At 49.6% G+C, this 23,096-nt stretch carries 19 protein-coding genes; 11 read left to right on the forward strand and 8 right to left on the reverse strand.

The features are described from left to right. Nucleotides 1-283: 283 nt before the first annotated feature. The 3 genes from glpK to NST33_RS29405 all read right to left on the reverse strand — a co-directional run bounded on the left by glpK (nt 284) and on the right by NST33_RS29405 (nt 3,321). On the reverse strand, nt 284-1,771 hold the full coding sequence (glpK, locus tag NST33_RS29395) for a glycerol kinase GlpK (RefSeq protein WP_221819732.1): 1,488 nt from the start codon (nt 1,769-1,771) through the stop codon (nt 284-286). A gap of 28 nt (nt 1,772-1,799) precedes the next feature. Continuing rightward, nucleotides 1,800-2,369 (reverse strand): glycerol-3-phosphate responsive antiterminator, encoded by a 570-nt coding sequence (locus NST33_RS29400; protein ID WP_221819734.1) that lies wholly within the window; start codon nt 2,367-2,369, stop codon nt 1,800-1,802. 184 nt (nt 2,370-2,553) lie between these two features. Beyond that, nucleotides 2,554-3,321 carry a GTP cyclohydrolase II gene (locus NST33_RS29405; protein ID WP_339180347.1) on the reverse strand — a complete coding sequence of 256 codons (768 nt, stop codon included), beginning with the start codon at nt 3,319-3,321 and terminating at the stop codon, nt 2,554-2,556. A 362-nt stretch (nt 3,322-3,683) separates the two neighbouring features. On the opposite strand from NST33_RS29405, the gene NST33_RS29410 reads away from it, so the two are divergent. The 4 genes from NST33_RS29410 (at nt 3,684) to gntK (ending at nt 8,578) form a co-directional block, all read left to right on the forward strand. Further along, the gene (locus NST33_RS29410) at nt 3,684-4,919 is read left to right on the forward strand and encodes an ABC transporter substrate-binding protein (protein ID WP_313771430.1); all 1,236 of its coding nucleotides are present in this window, start codon (nt 3,684-3,686) and stop codon (nt 4,917-4,919) included. Nucleotides 4,920-5,035: 116 nt separating this feature from the next. Beyond that, nucleotides 5,036-5,914, forward strand: coding sequence for a sugar ABC transporter permease (locus NST33_RS29415; RefSeq protein WP_215078816.1), 879 nt, complete (start codon nt 5,036-5,038; stop codon nt 5,912-5,914). A gap of 20 nt (nt 5,915-5,934) precedes the next feature. Next, entirely contained in the window at nt 5,935-6,762 is an 828-nt protein-coding gene (locus tag NST33_RS29420; protein WP_036612996.1) for a carbohydrate ABC transporter permease, read from the forward strand. A gap of 265 nt (nt 6,763-7,027) precedes the next feature. Then, complete coding sequence (gntK, locus tag NST33_RS29425) at nt 7,028-8,578, forward strand: gluconokinase (RefSeq protein ID WP_339306063.1); 1,551 nt, start codon at nt 7,028-7,030, stop codon at nt 8,576-8,578. Between the two features lie 227 nt (nt 8,579-8,805). Here the strand turns inward: gntK and NST33_RS29430 are convergent, their stop codons facing one another. Beyond that, nucleotides 8,806-9,195, reverse strand: coding sequence for a nuclear transport factor 2 family protein (locus NST33_RS29430; protein WP_339306065.1), 390 nt, complete (start codon nt 9,193-9,195; stop codon nt 8,806-8,808). Nucleotides 9,196-9,549: 354 nt separating this feature from the next. Between NST33_RS29430 and NST33_RS29435 the strand changes: the two genes are divergently transcribed. From NST33_RS29435 to NST33_RS29445, 3 genes are all read left to right on the forward strand, one after another. Continuing rightward, nucleotides 9,550-9,867, forward strand: a complete 318-nt coding sequence (locus NST33_RS29435; RefSeq protein WP_260632655.1) for a metalloregulator ArsR/SmtB family transcription factor — start codon at nt 9,550-9,552, stop codon at nt 9,865-9,867. 65 nt (nt 9,868-9,932) lie between these two features. Then, a complete protein-coding gene (locus tag NST33_RS29440; RefSeq protein WP_221819743.1) occupies nt 9,933-10,748 on the forward strand; it encodes a hypothetical protein in 816 nt (271 codons plus the stop codon). 118 nt (nt 10,749-10,866) lie between these two features. Then, nucleotides 10,867-11,826 (forward strand): MraY family glycosyltransferase, encoded by a 960-nt coding sequence (locus tag NST33_RS29445; protein ID WP_145325010.1) that lies wholly within the window; start codon nt 10,867-10,869, stop codon nt 11,824-11,826. A gap of 110 nt (nt 11,827-11,936) precedes the next feature. Here NST33_RS29445 and cydC read toward each other — a convergent pair whose 3' ends face one another. Genes cydC through NST33_RS29465 form a run of 4 tightly spaced genes read right to left on the reverse strand, consistent with a single transcriptional unit; the run spans nt 11,937 to nt 18,203 of the window. Next, nucleotides 11,937-13,874, reverse strand: a complete 1,938-nt coding sequence (gene cydC / locus NST33_RS29450; protein WP_339306067.1) for a thiol reductant ABC exporter subunit CydC — start codon at nt 13,872-13,874, stop codon at nt 11,937-11,939. 1 nt (nt 13,875) lies between these two features. Next, nucleotides 13,876-15,786, reverse strand: a complete 1,911-nt coding sequence (gene cydD / locus NST33_RS29455; RefSeq protein WP_339306069.1) for a thiol reductant ABC exporter subunit CydD — start codon at nt 15,784-15,786, stop codon at nt 13,876-13,878. A gap of 1 nt (nt 15,787) precedes the next feature. Continuing rightward, a complete protein-coding gene (cydB, locus tag NST33_RS29460; protein ID WP_244898245.1) occupies nt 15,788-16,843 on the reverse strand; it encodes a cytochrome d ubiquinol oxidase subunit II in 1,056 nt (351 codons plus the stop codon). Next, a complete protein-coding gene (locus NST33_RS29465) occupies nt 16,788-18,203 on the reverse strand; it encodes a cytochrome ubiquinol oxidase subunit I (protein WP_339306071.1) in 1,416 nt (471 codons plus the stop codon). Before NST33_RS29465 ends, cydB begins: the two co-directional genes overlap by 56 nt. Nucleotides 18,204-18,586: 383 nt before the next feature. Here NST33_RS29465 and NST33_RS29470 point away from each other — a divergent pair, with 383 nt between their 5' ends. From NST33_RS29470 to NST33_RS29485, 4 genes are read left to right on the forward strand one after another with little or no spacing between them, the layout of a single operon-like run. Next, complete coding sequence (locus NST33_RS29470; RefSeq protein WP_339306073.1) at nt 18,587-19,879, forward strand: hypothetical protein; 1,293 nt, start codon at nt 18,587-18,589, stop codon at nt 19,877-19,879. After that, nucleotides 19,876-20,871, forward strand: coding sequence for a glycosyltransferase (locus tag NST33_RS29475; protein ID WP_339306075.1), 996 nt, complete (start codon nt 19,876-19,878; stop codon nt 20,869-20,871). Before NST33_RS29470 ends, NST33_RS29475 begins: the two co-directional genes overlap by 4 nt. Before the next feature lies 1 nt (nt 20,872). After that, nucleotides 20,873-22,414 (forward strand): glycosyltransferase, encoded by a 1,542-nt coding sequence (locus NST33_RS29480; protein ID WP_339306077.1) that lies wholly within the window; start codon nt 20,873-20,875, stop codon nt 22,412-22,414. Further along, on the forward strand, nt 22,411-23,082 hold the full coding sequence (locus NST33_RS29485) for a class I SAM-dependent methyltransferase (RefSeq protein WP_339306079.1): 672 nt from the start codon (nt 22,411-22,413) through the stop codon (nt 23,080-23,082). The genes NST33_RS29480 and NST33_RS29485 overlap by 4 nt, the downstream gene beginning before the upstream one ends. Nucleotides 23,083-23,096: the final 14 nt, after the last annotated feature.

Genomic DNA, 23,096 nt, shown 5'->3' on the forward strand with positions numbered 1-23,096 from the left:
TTTTAACTTGTGCCTTTATCCTATCACAGATTTTTGACGGCGTGAAGTCCTGAAATGACACATTATTCAAAAAAAATTCAAAAAGTTGTTCTGCCAAAGGATGGAATTTCAAATGAATCCACTAACCTTGTTTTTTTCCTTATAGTGGGTATATATTTTGCCTTCTCCAGGAAGAATAACCCTGTAAATCATGCATCATTTTCCACCAGTAAATATCATTTATAACATATGTTTAGTTAAAAAGTACAAATACCCACACCAAGAGATATTCATTTCATTCCTTTTATTTAAAAGCCATTGCTGCATTCACTGCACGCTTCCAGCCTGTATACAGTTCTGTCCGTTGTTCCTCAGCCATAACAGGATGGAAGACACGCTCCGTATTCTCATGATCGGCCAATTCATCCGCGTTCGTCCAATACCCAACCGCCAAACCTGCCAGATAAGCCGCACCCAATGCAGTCGTTTCGTTCACCGTTGGGCGTTCGACAGGAATGCCCAGAATATCACTCTGGAACTGCATGAGAAAATCATTAGCCGCCGCCCCGCCATCGACACGCAGAGCATGCACAGGAATACCCGAGTCGGATTCCATAGCCTCCAGTACATCTTTGGTCTGATACGCCAATGCTTCCAGTGTAGCGCGGATAAAGTGTTCCTTCGTCGTGCCGCGGGTCAGGCCAAACACTGCACCCTTGACCTCACTATCCCAATACGGACTGCCCAGTCCCACAAATGCAGGTACCATATACACGCCATCTGTCGAAGGCACGCGTGAGGCGTAGTCCTCACTATCTTTTGAAGAGCGAAGCATTCTTAATCCGTCACGCAGCCATTGAACCGCTGAGCCTGCAACAAAAATGCTGCCTTCAAGCGCATATTCAACCTTGCCATTCATCCCCCAGGCAATGGTCGTAATCAGTCCGTGATCCGATTGTACCGGGTTCTCTCCCGTATTCATAAGCATGAAACAACCGGTACCATATGTATTTTTCATACTGCCCTTGGTATAACAGCCCTGACCAAACATCGCTGCCTGTTGATCACCTGCCGCTCCCGCAATCGGAATCCGATGACCGAAGAAATGATAGTCTGTTGTGTGTGCATACACCTCGGATGAACCTCGCACTTCTGGCAGCATGACCTTAGGAATGTCGAGAATACCCAACAATTCGTCATCCCATTGCAGATCATAGATGTTATACATCAGTGTACGTGAAGCATTGGATATATCCGTGACGTGTGTGCCCCCGCTTAGTTTCCAGATCAGCCAGCTATCAATCGTGCCAAACAACAGTTCCCCCTTCTCTGCCCGCTCTCGGGCACCAGGGACATGATCCAGAATCCACTTTACCTTTGTTCCCGAGAAGTAGGGATCGATCAGTAATCCTGTTTTACGGCGGAAAAGGTCCCCGAGACCCTGCGTCTTCAATTCTTCACAGATATCTGCGGTCTGTCTGGATTGCCATACCACTGCATTATAGATGGGTCTGCCTGTTTCTTTGTCCCATACCACAACGGTCTCACGTTGATTCGTAATTCCAATTCCGGCAATCTGGACAGGCTTAATTCCGCTCTCTGCCAGACATGAAGCCATCACGGCAAGAATAGAACTCCAGATTTCGTTGGCATTCTGCTCTACCCAACCCGGCTTGGGGAAATATTGGGGGAATTCCTGCTGAGCAATGTGCACAATCTCCCCGCCGTGGTTAAATAGAATGGCCCGGGAGCTCGTCGTTCCTTGATCCAGAGCCAAAATATATTTTTCCATACAGACAACCTCCAGTTGTGGGTTCTTTTTACGATGTAAGCGATTTCTCGAAGTGTCGGATCAGATCTGCGTTGGATGTGGTCACTGCCGTAGCCCCGACGCCAAGCGCAAGTTCAACCTCTTCCGGTGAACGGATCAATCCCCCTGCAATAATGGGTATCCCTGTACGCACAGATACTTCCGCAATAATATGCGGAATGACGCCAGGTAATACTTCAATATAATCCGGTTGGGTTTTGGCCAGCAGCAGATAACTTTTCTCCAGTGCATGGGTATCGAGCAGAAAAATACGTTGAATCGCTGTAATGCCTTTCTGCTTTGCCTTCTGAATGACACTCGCTCGCGTAGAGATCAGTCCTGCCGGGCGAATGTGCTGACACAGATACTCTGCCGCATACTCATCATTCTTCAATCCTTGGACCAGATCTGCATGCAAAAGTATCTTTTTGTCGTACCGCCGAGCCTCGTCCATTACACTCTGAAGCTGTGCAATATGCGTTTCCAGCATCACCCCATAGGTATAAGGGCCTTCAATCATCGCTTCAAACTGCCTCATGCTCTTCGCAGCCGGCAATATACGTTGTCCCTCAAATGGCACCTTCGTTCCTCCCGCATTCATCAGATGCCTATATTGTATAATCCGCACTGCGGGAACGGCAAGCCATTCCGTGAATCAGGAAACCCTGATCGCTACCCTATCATCCATAGCAAAAAGCCGCTGCTGTACTTCTCCAGAACGAAGAGTACTACAACGACTAATCAATTACGTCTATTAATAATGATTAAGCCTGCGCATGCGGAAGTAGCGTCTCTGCCCCAGCCCAGCCATCATTTTCTGACAAGTGACCGGAACGATTCACTTTTGTTTGCAGATATTTCTCGTTGAAAGCAGAGCGATCTCCCCAGAGTGGGACACGTCCGCCCACATTCAATCCCGCTTCCTGCAAGGCAGCCAGCTTCCGTGGATTGTTGGTGATCAGTGTAACTGGTGCAGAGCGAAGCGCACGCAACACAGCAATTGCATCATCATAATTACGAGCATCGTCCGTGAATCCGAGCTGCAAGTTCGCATCTACCGTATCCAGACCTTCTTCTTGCAAAATGTACGCCATCGCTTTGCTGAACAGACCAATGCCACGTCCCTCATGGTTCGCAAGATAAAACAGTGCACCCGCTCCATGAGCGGCGATCATTTTCATGGATTGCTCCAATTGGAAGCCGCAATCACAGCGTTTGCTGCCAAAGATGTCGCCTGTATGACAGATGCTATGCATCCGGATCAGCGCTTCTTGTGCGTTGGCAAAGTCACCATACACCAGAACACTGGATTGTTGACGCTCTGCCAGTTCAGCTTCAGCAAGAGATTCAATTAACTCGCCGCTCTCCATCGCTTTTTCCGATTTCATCCAGCTGTACCACTGGAATGTCTTGGTCTCTCCATCGAGGTTTACGGGGAGCTTAATCGGCCCCACGAGGTATATAAACTCTTTTCCACTCGGAAAAGTCTGAATTTTGGGGGCAAGTAGTTGAATAATATGTGCATTGATCATTGTCGTTCCTCCTGTTTAGGCCAACTTGTATGTTGATTGATTCGCATCCAGAGCGAAAATGGATCACTTGGATGTTATATAGTACGTATCTATATTATTCTCATCATCATTAGTTACTTTATGTAAGTTAGTTTAGAATAAAAATTATAAAGTGTCAAGTAACTTTTATTTTTAAAGTAACTACTAAAATTATGTTACGCAACCGACACAAATATGTGTTTCATTTCGGGAATATTGGGTATGAGTTTATAAACTGCTCATACACTAATGTTGTAGTCCAAAGCACTTCATGCCTCGAACTTAACGATGAGGGGGTAATACACATGATCCGCCGGAAAAGAACATGCTGGACAGCCATACTGATGGTCTGCGTCCTGCTCATAAGCGGATGCTCCATCTGGCCCGGACAGGACGATTCAGCGAACAACGAAAAGGTAGCGCTTACATTATGGTACTGGAATCGTTCCATCGATGATAAGTTGATTGCCAGGGCTAAGGAAAAGTTCCCCAATATCGAACTGACAGCTCAGAAAATCGGCGGTGATTTCAAAGCAAAGCTCAAAACAACACTCGCTGCACGCTCAGGTGAACCAGACATTGTAGCATTGAATGACTGGATCATGGAGCTATTCCCCAGTGAGGACCGTTTCTATAATCTGTATGATCTCGGTGCTGGAGATATTGAAGACCAGTATCTGCCGTGGAAATGGAAGCAAGGCGTTACGCCAAGCGGACAGATGATCGGTTTCCCGATGGATACAGGGCCAACAGCCCTCTTCTACCGAGAAGATCTGTTCAAGGAAGCCGGATTGCCATCTGATCCCGAGGACGTTACACGCCAGATCAACAGCTGGGATGCATATGCTGCTGCCGGAGAACAGCTCAAAGAAAAATTCGGAGGCAAGGTTTTTCTAACCGATAATATTGCAACCGTTTACAACCAAGTCATATCGCAGTCTGCGGAGCGTTATTTCCGGCCGGACGGGTCCTTTATCGGCATGGATTCCCCTATTGTGGGCAAGAGCTGGGATACGGCCGTTGCTTTCAAAGAGAAGGGACTACTTGCCAATGCAGATGGCTGGACTCCGGGCTGGAACGCCGCGATGAATAATGGTGAAATCGCCTCTTTTGTAGGTGCTGTCTGGATGAAACAAGTTCTTCAGGAAGCCGCTCCGGATACATCCGGGAAGTGGCGGGTCGCTCGGGCACCTGGGGGAGATGGCAACAACGGAGGATCATTCCTGTCCATCCTGAAGTCGAGTGAACATCCTCAGGAAGCCTTCGAACTGGTTCGCTGGCTGCAAAGTCCCGAGAACCAGCTCGAGCAATATCAGACATTGAACCTGTTCCCTTCTGCTCCAGGTGTATTTGATGACCCTGCCATGAAAGAAGAGGAACCTTTCTTTGGCGGACAGGCGACAGGACCAGTATTTGCCGAATCGGCACAGCAAGTGCCGGATGCTTTTTTTGGAGAAAGATACCCTTCCGTACACAACATTATTACTCGAAGGCTGAATGATGTCGCGAAGCAAAATGCCGATCCTCAGCAGGTCTGGACGGATACGGTGCACCGCGTCGAGCGGGAATTACAGCGTTAACCTGAAGAACGTGTGGTTTCGTTATCCGCAAAGGAGGAATTCATATGGCTGTAACTGAACCTCGTCTTACTCCCGATCCCGGAAATGCAAGACCTGATCTGGATCGGCAGAAGTCACTGTGGTCCAGGATGTGGGAGCATCGTGCACTTTATGTTGCGATATCGCCGTTTTATATTCTGTTTGCGGTATTTGGCCTGTTCCCGATCGGGTTCTCACTCTATCTGGCTTTTCATAAATGGGATGGCATCGGTGTCATGACGTACAACGGACTCAACAATTTCAAATACATGCTGACCGATGCCGAGTTCTGGCAAGCCGTGGGCAACACGTTCATGATCTGGATCTATTCGACGATTCCGATGCTCTTCTTCGCCCTGATTATTGCCTTTTTGCTACATGCACCATTTGTGAAGTTCCGTACCCTGTTTCGGGTCGGTTATTTTCTGCCAAACGTCACATCCATCGTGGCGGTAGCCATTATCTTCGGTGCTTTATTTGCCAACAATTATGGCTTTCTCAATTATCTGTTGCAGTCGGTCGGGCTACCGGTTGTGGAGTGGCTTAATGCACCATGGGGCATTAAAGTCGCAATCTCCTCCATGGTGGTCTGGCGCTGGACCGGATATAACGCCGTCATCTATCTGGCCGGACTTCAGAGTATTCCGCAGACATTATACGAAGCGGCCAAGATTGATGGCGCATCAGCGATACAGTCCTTTTTCCGAATTACAATTCCGATGCTGCGTCCTGTGATCCTGTTTACGGTCATTACATCAACGATTGGTGGTATGCAGCTGTTCACCGAGCCACAAGTATTGGTAGGTAATGACGGTGGCGCAGGTGCAGCAGGCATGACGATTGTACTGTACCTCTACCGTGAATCCTTCATTAACAATTACTTCGGATATGGGGCTGCTGTTGGCTGGGGTATGTTCCTCATTATCGCCCTGTTCTCGATTGTGAACTGGAAGCTTGTTCAAGGCAAATCATCCTGATGTGATAAGGGGGAGCGCACATGGCGACCAAACACCTCAAATCGCTGGTGTTGTATACCGGTCTTATCGGGGGCATGCTCATATCCATGTTCCCGTTCTATTGGCTGATTGTAATGTCTACCCGGACAACGTCCGATATCTACAAGTTCCCGCCCCAGCTCTGGTTCGGGGGTGAACTGTGGAATAACATCACGCGGGTGTTGCAGCAGATTGATTTCTGGGGAGCTTTTCTGAATACGTTGTTTGTGTCAGGCCTCGTAACGATCCTGGTGCTGTTTTTTGACTCACTGGCGGGGTTTGCGTTTGCGAAGTTTGAATTTCCCGGCAAAAAGTGGCTCTTCATCCTGCTACTCGCCACCATGATGGTACCTTCGCAGCTGTCGCTGGTGCCTTCCTTCGTGCTGATGGCTACGTTCGGCTGGGTCGGTTCCTTCAAGGCCCTGATTATTCCGGGCATGGTGAACGCCTTCGGCATCTTCTGGATTCGCCAATATGCTACGGAGTCCATTCCGAACGATCTGCTGGATGCAGGCCGCATCGACGGCTGTAATTTCTTCCGACTCTATTGGAACGTGGCACTGCCAATCTTGCGACCTGCCTTTGCTTTCCTCGGCGCATTCACCTTTATCGGGGTATGGAATGACTACCTGTGGCCTTTGATCGTCCTGACAGATGAACGCAAGTATACGTTGCAGATTGCGTTGTCTCAATTGAACGGACTGTATAATACAGACTATGCCATGGTTATCGCGGGTACATTGCTCGCCGTTATTCCGCTTATCGTCATGTTCCTGTTCATTAGCCGTCAGTTTATTTCGGATATCGCCGCAGGAGCAGTGAAGGACTAAGATTGTGGCATTTTGATCCATCCCTCAAGTCTGATATTCTTATCTATAGATGAAATAACAGATGCCATATAAGTTGGATGAATGGCGCCACGTTGGCGGAGGGGACAGAAAGAGCCTGAAGAAATGGAGTAAAAAGCTTTCCAGAGGAAAGCTACTTCGAAAGCATATGCTTCGCATTTACGCGATCGGAAGGCTTTCTGTACCCGAAGTGTTAACGTGTAACAGCATTCATTCACTTATATATTTAAGAAAGAGGGATGACAAAATGGCTTCTTCACCCTATATGATCGGCGTAGATATCGGCACGACCTCCACCAAGGCCGTCTTGTTCGAACAGAACGGAACCATTGTGGCTCAAGGCAGTGCCGATTATCCGCTACACACCCCCACACCTGCGATTGCGGAGCAGGATGCGGAAGATATTTTCAAAGCAGTCATCGAATCCGTTAAACAGGCCACGTCCAAAGCGGGAGTGAAGCCAGAGGACATCCTGTTTGTATCCTTCAGTTCGGCCATGCACAGCATTCTGCCTGTCGATCAACACGGCAAACCGCTAATGCGGGCCATGACTTGGGCAGATAATCGCAGTGCCGAGTGGACCGAAGCACTCAAATTGGAGATGAATGGTCACGAAATCTATCTGAGAACAGGTACGCCGATTCACCCGATGTCCCCTCTCACCAAAATCATGTGGCTCACCCGGGATCAACCGGAACTGTTCAGACAGACGTACAAATTCATATCCATGAAAGAATATGTTTTCTATAAATTATTTTCTGAATACGTCATTGATCACTCGATGGCCTCCGCCACCGGGCTCATGAATCTGGAGAAACTCGACTGGGATGCAGAAGCGCTACATGTGGCGGGCATTACGCCGGAACACCTATCCCGATTGGTCCCAACCACACATGTGTTGAAACATGGACTGCACCCGGAATACGCCAAGGAGATGGGCATTGCGGTCACCACACCATTTGTCATCGGAGCCAGTGATGGTGTGCTCTCCAACTTGGGCGTGAATGCCATTGACCCAGGCGTCGTGGCCGTAACCATTGGTACTAGCGGAGCGATTCGTACGGTCGTGGATAAACCAGTGACCGATCCAAAAGGACGTTTCTTCTGTTATGCGCTCACGGAGGATGCCTGGGTCATTGGCGGACCGGTTAACAATGGCGGTGTTATTTTCCGCTGGATTCGGGACGAGTTTGCGGCTTCCGAGGTGGAAACGGCGAAGCGACTTGGCATCGATCCGTATGAAGTGCTCACTCGTGTTGCTGAGAACGTACCTCCCGGTTCGGAAGGTCTCTTGTTCCATCCGTACATGACAGGTGAGCGGGCTCCGCTCTGGAATCCGAACGCACGGGGTTCGTTCTTCGGCCTGACGCTGCATCATAAGAAAGAACATATGATTCGCGCTGCGCTCGAAGGTGTGTTGTTCAACCTTTATACCGTCATGCTGGCAATTGAAGAAAAGATCGGTCGTCCGAAGAAAATTCAGGCGACAGGCGGCTTCGCCCGCTCTGAGTTGTGGCGTCAGATGATGGCAGATATTTTCGATCAGGATGTCATCATTCCTGAAAGTATCGAAAGCTCCTGCCTCGGCGCAGCTGTACTGGGCTTGTACGCCCTTGGCCGCATCGATTCCCTGAGTGCCGTCTCCGGCATGATCGGATCAACACATCGGCACCAGCCTGACCCGGAAAGTGTCCGCGTGTACCGTGAACTGCTGCCGATCTTCATCCGCATCTCCCGCAAATTCGAAGAAGAGTATGCAGATATCGCTGCCTTTCAGAATAAGACGATGCAGGGGTAGGGAAGGCGTGCATGTACGTTTATGAGGACCCTCCCGCCATGTTTTAGACATGCGGGAGGGTCTTTTTCATTTACATATCTTCATGTACAGTTTTTATGTACCAATTTTCTTGCAGAAACTGTGTTATTGGATAGATGAAGCCTTCGTCCTCAGTGTCTATCAAATTAGCTAAATATGCCACACAAAAAAAGCCCCACAGTTCGAAAGACTGTGGGGCTTCTGCACTATTACTGATTATACTTGCTGAACGCATTCTGATCGGCCTGTACATTCTCCAGATACACAATCTGGCCCGTATCATTCACTCGCGCGATATCAATGCCTGCTTTGGCATATACCGATCCGTCTGCCGTTTGTCCGCATACTGCCCAGTTCGTTTGGTAGCTGCCGTCAGGCTGTTGCACCCACGCGTCCCACATATGTTTTACGTCTTTATTGTATTCGTAGAAAGCCTTCATGAAACCATCGAATCCTGTTCGACTGGTGCCGTTAAGCACAATCTCTGCGTCCGGTGTAAACAGGGACAATAAGTCCTCCATGGCGCGCTCGTCTGTGCGTGAAGCATCAAATAAACGGAAATAGTTGTTCAACAGTGTAGTGGTATTTATAGTACTCATTCATATTCCTCCTAGAATAAAAAATCCGATTTCCAATCTTTAAGTTCGAATATTTTCGAACTATTGAAAAGAAATGTATCATACTTCTTATACTGCCTGCAAGAAATATATAAGTTGAGACCGACTTTTACACTAACACGGAGAGTGCAGAACCAATCTGAAGAAGCGAAGCGTGCGCATTTATCACCGGATTTTTCCCTTGGAGCAAGGGAATAAAGAAAATCTGGGGATAAGAGCGATCGAAAGATGGTACTGCAATCGGAGTAAACAAGTGTAATAGTTACAGTTCAACTTCTATAGTTCGAAATTTTTCAAACATTGAAAGGTACAGCCGAATATGCTAACGTCATAGATATGAGAACTCCAACGATACCTATGGCTTCGGAATTCAAGCTGACCACGGTCTGCAATGCATTGGGTGATCCAATACGCATGAAAATTGCACACTGTCTGGCCAGCTCTGGCGAGAAAAACTGTTCCGCCTTCGAAGTAGACCATATTTCCAAATCCACGTTGTCCCATCACATCAAAATTTTGCGTGAAGCTGGCGTGATCCAGCCGCGTATTGTAGGTAAACAGCACTTTTATTCCCTACGAAAGGAAGAACTAAATACACGTTTTCCAGGACTAGTCGAGATGATTCTGAATACATCCGCGGAATACGCACATTAAGCAGGTCTGAGATAGAATAATCACAATGATCATGATCGCAATTCCCATATAAGGAGGCTAACCATATGGACAAAAAAGCGGCAAAGATACTGCTGAGCACATTCTGGGGAGGCGGCGGCTGGAAAACAACTTCCGCACCCTTCTCTGGAGATGAATTTGAATATGCCAAGAGCAAAGGCGTTATGTTCGACCCACTCACGATCACGCATGATGAGATTGTCCAGCGTCTGTACGCCATGCATCAGGATGACTCCTTCAAGGAACGCGTGATTTCGGCCTTTCTACATAGTCTGTCCACCAAAAAAGTCTACCTGCGCAGCGCATTATCCAGCTGGGCTTTAACATCGAACATGCCTTTACACACCTACGCGGAACGCCCTGCCCTTCACGCTAATACCAGTGCCTGTGGAGATTGCAATTTCCTGCGTTTGCAGTCAGACAAGGAATATTCCAACGTCGACCTAAACGTCCTGAACTTTGAACGGATCAAGTGGGGCGGCGTACGGCATGGCTGGCTTATCTACTGCCTGATGGATCTGGAATTACTGCTTCAGGACAACGATGCAAGTTATGAAGTAACTCCTGAAGACCAAGCCATCCTGGTCAACCTGCTTAAAGCAGCTCAGACGGAAGACCCTAAAGACAGTGCTCGCTCACTGGAGAAAAAGTGGAAGGATCTCTTCCCTTCCAGCAAACAGGAGCGAGATGCCCTGCTGGAAATCTGGGCGGCAGCAGGCATACTGGTTCCTGGAGATAAACCAAGAAAACGCAAAGGTGGTTCCAGCGATTTTGTCTTTGCAGCAACCTGGCAAGGTGATGATGGATATCATGCTGAAGCCGTAAAACATTATTTTGGCTCCTATCTTCCTCAAATGCGATAAAACCTGAACTTTTGCTCACCTTTACGTACGTCTGGTTACAATAATGACATCGACAGATTTCCTGTTTAACTCGTATAATAAGGGGAAATTGGTAGATGGGAGTGAAACAAGCGAGTTTATGGTATACATACTGGCTTTTATAGTGTCTTTTGCTGTCGTGGTTCTGCTTATTCCGCCGCTTGGTCGACTGGCTCATCGGCTCGATTTTGTGGACAAGCCTCGAGAAGATGTGGAGCGTAAGCTGCACAGGCAACCTATCCCGCTCACGGCGAGTTACGCGATATTTACTGGATTTTTCCTGACATACATTGCTCTGACGAAAGAAATCACATGGGAAACGGCGGCCCTGGTCGCTGGTGGTATGCTTTTGCTAACGATTGGTACCGTCGACGACTGGTACAAAACAAAAGGCAAAGATTTCCCTGCCCTGCCCAAGATGCTCGTACAGGTCTCTGCGGCAGTACTCGTATTTGCTTCAGGTATTGCGTTCACCGGATTCGTGAATCCCTTCAACGCGGAATATGTCATGCTTCCAATCTGGCTGCAATTCATTCTAACGATCCTGTGGATCTTCGGGGTGACAACAGTCATCAACTTCTCGGACGGCATGGACGGACTGGCTGGCGGATTATCGGCCATCTCGGCGATTACCCTGTTCATCGTGGCCCTTGCCAAAGGCCAAAGTGATTCTGCACTCATGTCGATCATTCTGGTCGGTGTGACGATCGGTTATCTGAAGTACAACAAAGCTCCTGCCAAAGTGTTCATGGGCGATGCAGGTGCTACGTTCCTCGGCTTCATTCTGGCGGTTATTGCTCTGGATGGTGCATTCAAACAAGCAACCATGTTGTCCATTTTCATTCCGATTCTGGCGCTGGGTGTACCGATCTTTGATAACATCTTTGTCGTTATTAAACGCTTCATTCAAGGTAAAGCGATCTATCAGGCCGATGCAAGTCAAGCTCATTATCGACTGCTGCGTGCCGGATTGAATCATAAACAGGTTGTTGCTGTGCTCTATCTCGTCAGCACTTGTCTGTGTCTGTCCTCCATTATTTTAATGTTGGTGGAAATGTAATTATCCGCAACCAAAAGCGGTCATATCGAAATGTAAAAAGAGACGAGTCCAAGATTTCTTGGCTCGTCTCTTTGTTATGCTTATATGGTTCGGCGCTAACAGGCTCCCACTTATCTCGAAGCTACGGGTGGCAACGATTGTGTCTGTTGCTGCCGACCTGTCCATCCGGGTCGATCAAGTTCGATAAGACGGCGGTATCGCTCTTCTCCAGACAGCAATTGTTCGTGAGAACCCTGCATGGCAATCTGTCCATTTTCCATAAAAATAAGTTCATCCATCTGTTCAGCACCAATCAGGTGATGGGTGACCCAGATCATCGTTTTGCCTTGCAAGCTGTCCAGAATGGTGCGCATCAGTTCGCGTTCCGTCACCGGATCAAGCCCTACGGTTGGTTCATCCAATATAATAACAGGTGTCTCCCGAAGCAGTACCCGGGCCAGAGCGATCCGTTGCCTTTCCCCACCGGAGAAACGCAGGCCCGTCTCCAGCATTGGCGTATCATATCCCTGCGGCAAAGATTCGATCAGACCGGATAACCCTACTTGCGCGGCCACCTGACGAATCTCCTCATTCGTTGCATGTGGACGACCAATCCGCAAATTATTGGCTACCGTGGTGTCGAACAGGTGAGGACTCTGATTCAGCACCGCGACAACATCAGTGACACTCTCACCCAAGGTCTGCACAGACATATTATTGATCAGAACTTTCCCCGCAGACGGAATTAATGCCCCCTGAATCAGCTTCAACAATGTCGATTTGCCGCCGCCGCTTCGTCCAAGAATAGCTAATCGTTTGCCTTGTGGCAGATGAAGGGATACATCCTGTACGGCGTAGGAATCATCCGCTGCATAACGGTAACTTACGCGATTAATCTCGATGTCTGCTCTGAGTTTGGGTGGAATGCGAAGACGAATTCGTCTGTCCGGGGTATCATTCGCAGCTGGCACGGACTCAGATGGCTGACCGGCCATTGTTTTTCTGCTTTTTACTACAGAGATTGATTCGCCCGTCCCGTCAACATCGTCCGCTCCATTCTTCCACGAAAGATGCTCTTTCCCTTCCAGCTGTTTCAAGCGGTCCAGTGATTCCCGGTATCTCGGAAGATGCTCCACCGCATCCCCTACGGGCAGAAGCGTTTCCGTGAGCGGAAATAACACCAGCACAAAAGCAGCAATCATTACGGCAGGTAATTGCCCGACAGAAGCGGCGTTTTCAGCCCATAACGTAACCGATAATACCATTAGGCCAATGACACACTGGGCCATCAGATCACGCCAGCGTGTCCAACGCCGCAACTTGCGACGAACCGCGTCGACCTGTTCTTCCGCCTCTTCCTGCTGCTGAACAAATTCCGCGGCTCGTCCACTTGCAAGCCAATCTCCCAGTCCAAGCACACCGTCAGTCAGACGGGTATACAACCTGCTGTTATCCTTTTTCAGCCGCACACGCCATTTCCAAGTCACTTTCAGCGAGATCGCAGGTAACACGGCAACGAGAAATAACATATACAAGCCCATCCACACCGCAAATCCAAGATCCACACTGCCAAAAGCAATCACAGCCCCACCGTACATCACGAGCGCCGTAACCGCAGGGAAGACTGTACGCAGATAAATATCCTGCAGCCGCTCCACATCATCGGCGAGTGCTCCAAGCACATCTCCGGTCTGCATACGAGAGCGCAGGAACAGGGCCTGTGGCTCCAGAATGCGATATAACTTCACCCGTTGATCAGCCAACACACGCAGTACGGCATCATGTCCTGCCAATCGTTCAATATATCGAAAGACGGCACGGAATATCCCAAATGCACGTACCCCAACAATAGGTACATACACCATCAAAATATTTTCAGGATGCAGCGCAGACTTGGAGATCAGAAATCCGGAGGTGAACAGCAGCAGTACCGCACACAAGGCAGCGCATGTACCCAGCGCAATGACTGCAATGAATCTCCAGCGGTACTGTGCCACGTACGGAGCGATCCAGCTATTTTTTTCTTTTCCGTTACGGACGGTCTCCATATGTTCATATCCGGACTTCATTTTATATCGCCTCCATCTGGGCCTGAATCATCTGATAATATACGCCTTGTCGTGCCAGCAATTCCTGATGTGTTCCCGTCTCTGCCACTGTGCCGCCATCCATGACAATAATTCGATCCATATGCGGCATCCAGTGCAGACGATGGGTAGCCAAAAATACAAGTTTTCCTTCAAACAGCGGCAGCATCGTCTGTTTCAGTTCATACTCTGTTTCCACATCCAGATGTGCTGTCGGTTCATCAAGCAACAGGATGTTTCGTTTACTAAGCAAGGCCCTTGCCAGCGCCACGCGTTGCTCCTGCCCACCACTGAGCTGTCTGCCTCCAGCCCCAATTAGCTCATGCAGCCCACTGGATAATGAAGACAGTAGCTTGGTTAATCCAGCTGCGCTAATGGCCTTCGCCACTTCCGCATCCGATGCCTCCGGCATGTAGAAACGAACGTTATCGGCCAGGCTTCCACTAAAGATATACGGATGCTGCGGGATAGCTGCCGTCTGTCTTCGCCAGGATTCAAGCATATCCTGTGTCACAGGCTGTCCGTTGGCTAATACTTGGCCTGAAGTAGGAAGCTGAAATCCAGCCAATACGTCAATCAACGTGGATTTGCCTGCTCCGCTGGCACCAATAATACCGATTTTGCCAAGACCCGTGATCTGAAATGTGACATCCTTTAGCGAATAAGGACCTTCATCATCATGCCGTACCTGTACATCCGTTAGAGCCAATCTGCTACTCTCATTCCAAGAGAACACTGAGGAAGAGGAAGAAACAAGCTCAGGAGTAGTAGAAACAGAAGCAGAATCAAGATGCCCCGCAGCCATTTTATCATTCAACACGACACGTATGGTCGAAGTGCCTGCTTTCCTTTTACCCGAAGATAACGATGATGCAGATCCCGTCCCATCCTCTGCCATGTCCGCATGCGCAACAACGTTTGCATAAGCTTCTTTTTGTTTCCGTTCAGCAGCTTTCCCCCGTTCAATCACTTGGTTGATAGCCGCTCCAGCTTCCTTACCGTCCAATGTGGCATGATAATCAGCGCCGAGCATACGTACAGGCAGGAAATATTCGGGTGCCAAGATCAGTACCGTCAGCGCAGGGCAAAGTAGCATATGCCCTTCTGTCAGACGTAATCCCAGACCAACCGCTACGGAAGCAACGGACAACATCGTAAAGAAATCGAGTGCAAACGAAGAAAGAAAAGCCATGCGCAGCGTAGACATCGTTGCTTTCCGATACCGCTGACTGACCCGCAAAATGGACCCTTCATGTGTTTTGCTCTGTCCCAATGTTTTTAGCGTTTCCAGCCCCCGCAGGGTATCGACAAAATGGTTAGCGAGTGCTTTGTAAGATCTGAATTGTCCGTCTATCTTACGCTGAGCTGCGAGGCCAATCAGAATCATGAATACGATCAGGATTGGGAGTGTCAGCATCAGAATAACCCCGGACATCAGATCCAGCTTGAACACATACAGCAGAATGACGATGGGTGTGAATCCTATGCCCAGCATGCGAGGAATAAATAGTTCCAGATACGTCTTGTATTGAGCTGTTCCCTCACGTGCCAGTGTAACCAGATGGCCTGTGCCCTCTGTCTTGGCATAACGCGGCCCGAGCCTGAACCACTGCTCCACCATCTGTCTGCGCAGATCAGTCCCTGTCCTCTCCCCATATCGTGAAGTCAAGAGTTGTAACCAGAAGGATAGGGCGTAACGGGTGGCAAAAGCAGCCAGGAACAGCAGCAGTACAGGATACTGCTCCGTTACGGATGAACCTTCAAATAATGCCGTTATGGCCTGTGCTAGCCATTTAGCCTGCATAATGATCGTCATCGCCTGTAGCATCACCAGCGCTGAGGCCAGCGCAAGTACCGGCCGGATGCCCGGCAGCTTCATCAGCCCCCGTCCCATATCAGTACTCCAGGTGGTGCTGCTCGTTCAGACGTTTGCGGAAGATATAATAACTCCAGATCTGATAACCAAGAACAAACGGCAGCAATGTGCAAGCTACAATGGTCATTACTTTCAATGAATACGCACCCGATGCGGCATTGTATACAGTCAGGTCATACGCCGCCCCAAAGGAACTCACCATCACTCTTGGGAAAAGTCCGATAAATACCGAGGCAAAGGCAATGGCAATCACTGCCCCAGTCATACCAAAAGCCCAGCCTTCACGCTTCTGACGAACAAAGTATGCCGCAAGTGCAAGCGAAACTGCGCCAAGTACAACCATGATCCAAAGAGCCCAGCCGCGTACGGCGAATACATCGGTCATGAAATACGTCATTAACGCGTAAACGGCGAGCAGTGCAGCTAGCGGCAACATCAATTTTTGCGCTGTCTTCAAGGCACGCTCTCTGAGATCACCTACTGTTCGTAATGATGCAAACAGCAATCCATGAACCAGACACAGCAGGGTTACGCTCAAGCCACCAATCACGGTGTACGGATTAACAATATCGAGGAATCCTGCACGCAACTGCATCTCCCCATCAATGGGCAGACCTTTCATCAAAGTGGCAAAGACCACTCCGAACAGGAACGGTAAAAGCGCGCTGGAGACCACAATGATGATGTCCCATGTTTTGCGCCAGCGCTGCTGTTTCATTTTACTGCGGAATTCGAAAGCAACTCCGCGGCCAATCAAGGCGAGTAACACCACCACAAGTGGCAGGTAAAAACCACTGAACAACGTGGCATACCAGTGCGGGAAGGCAGCAAACATCGCGCCCCCTGCCGTAATCAGCCATACTTCATTACCATCCCAGAACGGACCGATTGAGTTAATCAGGGTCCGGCGTTCACGATCTGTTTTGGCAATAATGCCTGTAGACATCCCCACACCAAAATCAAAACCTTCCAAAAAGAAGAAACCAACAAACAATACGGCAATCAGCAAAAACCACAACTCACTTAGTGACAACGGAATAACCTCCATCCACGCCGAACGGATCGGCCGATTCATCGTGATCTTCTGGCTTCTCGACCGCAAACGGTCCTGCTTTGATCTCACGTACGAACAGGTATACCATCACGATTCCGAGAACCGTATACGCAGCGGTAAAAGCGATGGTCGAGAACAGGATCGTTCCTGCGGATACGTTCGGCGAGACCCCGGCTTCGGTTGTCATATAGCCAAATACTGTCCATGGCTGTCTTCCTACCTCGGTCATAATCCAACCTGACGTATTGGCGATAAACGGCAGGGAGATGGCGAACACCATCAGACGCATAAACCACTTTCCAGCGACCTCCAGCTTCTTACGCATGGCTAGGAACGTACCGTATAGCGCCAATGCAATCATTAAACCACCCGCTGCGATCATAATGCGGAAACTCCAGAATGTTGTCCGTACCGGCGGGATGTAGTCCCCCGGTCCATACGTCTGTTCATACTCAGCTTGAAGCTCCTTCATACCTTTGACACTACCGGAGAACTTGCTGTAGGACAGATAACTGAGCAATCCAGGGATTTTGATCTCACCCGTACTCTCCTGTTTATCCGGGTCAATAAAAGCGACCACCGTCCATGGTGCCGGATCTTCTGTCGTTGTCCATGTGCCCTCACTGGCTGCCATCTTCATCGGCTGTGTCTCCACCAGATATTGCGCCTGGAAGTGTCCGGAGAAAGCTACACCAAATGAAGAAACAAGAGCGATAATGATCGCGATATTAAACGATTTGCGGAAGATCTCCACATCCTGCTTCTTCATCAATTTGTAGGCACTGATCCCGGTTACAATGAAGGCTCCTGTCATCAATGCCCCAAAGATTGTATGTGGGAACTCGACGAGCAACTGACCATTCGTGATGAGTGCAAAGAAATCATTCATCTCGGCTCGGCCGTTGTTAATCTCAAACCCAACAGGATGTTGCATAAATGAATTGGCTGCCAGAATCCACAGCGCGGACAGGAATGTGCCGACAAACACCAGCCAGATGCAGGCCAGATGCACTTTTTTGGACAAACGATCCCATCCGAATATCCACAACCCAATAAATGTAGACTCCATAAAAAACGCCAGTAGCGCTTCAATAGCCAGTGGCGCACCAAACACGTCTCCCACAAACCGAGAGTACTCGGACCAGTTCATGCCAAACTGGAATTCTTGCAGAATACCTGTGACAACCCCGACGGCAAAGTTAATCAGGAACAGTTTGCCCCAGAACTTGGCCATCGTTTTGTAGATCTCCTTACCCTTAACAACGTACAACGTCTCCATGATTGCAACCAACAGTACAAGACCGATGGATAGCGGGACAAAAAAGAAATGGAAAATCGTTGTAAGTGCATATTGGATACGCGATAACATAATCGGATCCATACCGTTACCCCTTCTTTCTGTTCACTTCGCAGTATGCGTATTTGGCATTGAAGCTGCACCTTCGCTGTCTGTCCGCCAAATACGTTGATGAACGTATTGTGCCAGATTACCTATTTTATACATGTGAGAATTATCACAATCTTCGTCTCTAGAGCAAAAAAAAGTGATCCTGGTCACACAAAAGATAAAATTCAGCCTATTATCACAGCATGCCAACTTCATCTATTCATGGAAGATACTCATGTTTGGGACGGAATGCCCATATGTTAGTCTCAGGCATATCATGCGAAGTACCGTGAGGGCTTTACATATGAAGTGAAAGCATGCAGTACATGCAGAGCGAATGACGCTCCATATTACAGTCAAGGTGAGGTGAACTATTCATGGAAAAACCTGCACCACTACCAGGTGAAGACACCGAAGCCAGCCAGGATAAGGCCAGTACAACACAGCCCCCTGTCCGATATGTTCTCTTCCCTCGCAAAGGGGGCTGGTCATCCTTTCCCTATCCCGATATTGCTGCACTGCTGTCGATCGAGGGAGAGGTCTACTATGTCAGCAGCCTGACGCAAACAGAAGATGTACCTCCGGTCATTACCACCATCTCCCTCCCTGAGGCTGAGCAGCTATTGCTGGAACCTCGCACCGTAGCCGTGGTCGCCCATCCCTACTGGCTTATGGCTACAGCCTCGCTGGAGCCGGAGCTATGTATCGTCCTGCTCCCTGAGCCTGCTGGGGAAGAATCATCTTCTCCCCTATGGGAGAGCAGTATTTCCAAACTGGTCGGCATCGCCGATCTGGTAGGCACATCCTCCGAGACACGTTATATGAAGCTGTTATTCCAAGGCGTACGTGCCATCTGGCTGGGCGGAGAAGACCCTGCACCTGCGGGTACGATGCAAAAGGATGATCTCGAAGTCCCTCTCCGGGACTACGAACTGCTCTTCTTGCATGCGCTACGGCAGATCCTGTCAGGCACTCCAGATAGCGTCACCCTGCTTCAATGCAGTGTACGTGCCGACTTCTACCGTCAGCTCCGTGCCAAAGCAGGTGCACATGAGACGATATCCTTTTTGCTGGCAGCCTATGAGTACTTGCTTGAAGATCCGCGGGCCGTCCATTCGTTGCAAGAGGCCTTCACCCATGCGGTCATGAATGGTCGCAGTGATTGTGTGGTCTCCCATTATCGATTCCTGTCTGCCATCCATGCCCGGGCTGGACAGTTGGAGGACGCCCTGCGGGTGTATGGAATTAGTGCAGCAGATGAACAAGAACGGCATCATTATGAACAGTTATGTCGCTGGCTTGAGGCAGGAGAAGATCAACTTGTACGAGCGGAACTACTCCGTATGAACGATGATTACGGAAACGCCCTGCGTATCCTGGACGAACTTGGCGGAGAAACGGCGAGACATTGGAAATTCCGCATCTACCAGGAGACTGGACGTGTGGAAGAAGCACTGGCTCTGGTGCATGCAGTCGATATTCAGGATGATGCCAGTCGCCGGGATTACCAGCAATTATCCGGCAGTGCGCTGGCACTGCGAGGGGAACGACACGGGGCAGTCCGACATTTTCTTGAGACAGCACTGGAGGATGAAGATGCGCTGGCCCGGATTGTGGAGCTGGAGCTGTTGGATCATGCTGTACAGCAATTGCTTGGGGAGGTGCCATGATGCTGGACCCGAAGAAGCGTAGACAGCAGTTGAATGGGCCAATGGTGCACAGGAATATCCGAACCGAAACCACTTTCACGCCAACGGAAACAGTGGATAGGACACATATAAACTTATTGGAAAATGGCGATCACACGCCGAATCATGCACAACCATCACATGACTCCCGAAGCCAAGTGCATCTCTGGACTGACGCACAAGGTCAATTCGAACAGGACACTACTTCCATAGAGGAGGAAACGAGCGTATTCAAAGAGCCCTTCTCCATTCGTCGGGTTCGCAAAAGCAAAGGCAACAAGCTGACCGCCATGCTCCAGGTTCGCAATGAACGTGGCCGATACCTTGAAGAAGTATTGCATGATCTGAGTGAGTTCGTAGATGAGATCGTCATTGTGGATGATGCCAGCACAGACGGAACACCGGACATATGCAAAGCCTATCCAAAGGTGGTCCGTCTGGAGGTATTGGAGAAACCACTGTTCGCCGAGGAATGGCGGCTTCGCAACACCTTGTGGCAAGCGGCAGCGGGAACATGTCCCGACTGGTTGATCTCGGTTGATGCGGATGAGCTATACAGCTCAGAGGCCAAGAAAGCCATACGCACTCTGATTAATCAGGAGTATGCGGACTGGTTTGCATTCCGATTCTACGATATGTGGGGTGGCCGGACCCACTACCGGGAAGATGATCTCTGGTGTCTGCATAAACGGCATACTGCTTCACTTGTACGGTATATGCCTGGATATCCTTATTTTTATCCACAACAGAATCATCATGTTCCCCGCCTTCCCTTGTCCTGCACGGTATTGCCTGGGGTCAGCACGGAATTGAAGGTTCAGCATCTCGGATGGGCAGGCAGTCTGGAGGACCGGGTTCGTAAATATTTGCGTTACAAGCGCATTGATCCTAGCGGTGAGTGGGGCAATCTTGCACATTACGAGTCTATTCTCGATCCGGAACCTCGGCTGATTCCCTGGAAGGAGGGACCGTGAGATGGGCGTGGTGAGTATTCTGACACATAGTTTCACCGACGGGTACAACCGGGAATTCGGTCGTGTATTTGGTGGTGGACTGGAACGCTACATTCTGGATCTGTGCAGTGTCATCCGGGGACTCGGGCATATTCCCGAAGTTCATCAACTGTCCTATTTTGAAGCATTCCAGACTCGGACGGAGCAGATTGACGTATTTGGTTATTCGTACGACATGGATAATGTACCGGAAGCCTTTGACCGGATGGCAGCCGCAGCGCGCGGTCCCGTGATCTATGCCAGCTGTCTGTGGCAACCCATCACCTACAAACCCGGCAGTCTTGGCATCTGTCACGGCATTAACTGGGATCGTCCCGGACTGCCACTGGAGACCAAACAACAAGTCGCGGAACATATTCAACTGGCTCTGGATGGACTCGTGCGCATTGTATCCGTGGATTCTCATTTCCAGACCTTTTGCCGGGCTGCGTGCACCTATACTGATCCAAGGCAGGTTATCCTGATTCCCAACGCAGTGGATACGTCCTATTTCACACCAGCCCCACCAACACGGACCTTGGAGCAGAAACAGGAAGACGAATGGCTTGTCGCATGGAAGCATGATCTGGCGAGTCATGAAGAGAATGTTGGTGCAGTTATATCAGGGGTGCAAGCTGTAGAAGGTAAGGGTGGAATGGGTCGTGATGGAGCGAACAATGGTAAGGCTAACGGAGACGGAGGTAGGGATACAGATAGCGATCAAGAACGAAAGGAGAAAGGAAAGGTAGATCTCCATTTGCAGTTATCGAAACGGGACGAAGCTGAGGCAGATGGCGAAACGTATAGGTTTGCTCATAACCACCGGAATTCAACGGATTGGGCTACGGAGATTCTGGTAGAAGCAGATGCTGAGTATCAGGTTAATGGTCCGATTCAGGGACAGGTTGAAAAGAAAACTGTGGATGCCCGTATGACCTCTCCCCGCCCGATTCGCATTATCTATCCGCGCCGCATCAGCATGGAACGGGGTATTATCCCAATGATGCTGGCGGCAGATAAACTTCTTGGAGCCTTTCCGGATCTGGAGATTGAATTTGCCGGGGAACTGGTCGAAGGCAGTACGGTCGGGAGAGTCTTTCGTTACTGGCATCGTACTCATCCACACGCGGAGCGAATTAACCAGCGTACGTATGATTTCCGTGATATTCGAGCGGCCTACCATCAGGCAGATATCGCCGTAATTCCCACCGTGTTCTCGGAAGGCACCTCCTATGCCTGTCTGGAAGCGATGAGCTGTGGACTTCCGGTAATTGCCTCCAATGTTGGCGGATTGAATGATCTGATTCAGGATGGTTTTAATGGGCTGCTGGTACCTCCTGGTGAGCAGGAACTAACCGCTGCACTGGTACGCCTTGTACAGGATCGGGCCGAGCGAGAACGACTGGGAATCTATGCGCGCGAGACTGCACTGTCCTATGATCTCGCCAGGTGGCGGAGCCGGTGGAGCACGGTGTTGGAATCTTTTTTGGCAGAGACAGGATTGAAGGAGGGAATTCGGGGATGAGGGATATGCCCAAGGCAACGGAATTCATGGAATCAAGATACATTCGGCAAAGTGATCCTAAAACGGACACATTGGTCTTCCCGCTGCATCCGGCATGGTGGAGCCGTCCCTACGAATATGAATGGGCCCGGCGGTTTGCACGTCCGGACGATGTGGTCCTTGATGCAGCCTGCGGCATCTCCCATCCGTTCAAATTCTGGCTTGCCGAACACTGCCGCGAGGTTCACGCTTGTGACTGGGATGAACGTATTTTGTCTGAAGAGGCGATAAGACTGGATATCGTTTCTGATTTTGGTGAGCAAGCGGCCCAGGATCTGCCGGAATCAACTCTCATCCGATTGCACCGTGCAAAGGCTAATCTGGCCCAGCTTCCGTACGAGTCAGGTAAGTTTGATCGGGTGTTCTGTATCTCTGTACTGGAACATCTGGATACGGGCACGATGCTGCGGGCGTTTCGTGAATTCGCTCGGGTGCTGAAACCAAACGGACAGTTAATCGCTACCTTCGATGTGCCCGAGATGCGGCCGGATCTGCTGGAGACGATCATGGCTGTCACCGGATTAACCATTGAAGATAAACTGAATGTGGATGAGCCGGACGATGCCATCTGGTCTGACATGTACGGCACGCCGATCCGCTGTTTTCGAGCGGTGATATGCAAAGGCTGAGACGAATTGGCTTA

This window comes from Paenibacillus sp. FSL L8-0435 (assembly GCF_037965655.1).
Lineage (GTDB): Bacteria > Bacillota > Bacilli > Paenibacillales > Paenibacillaceae > Paenibacillus.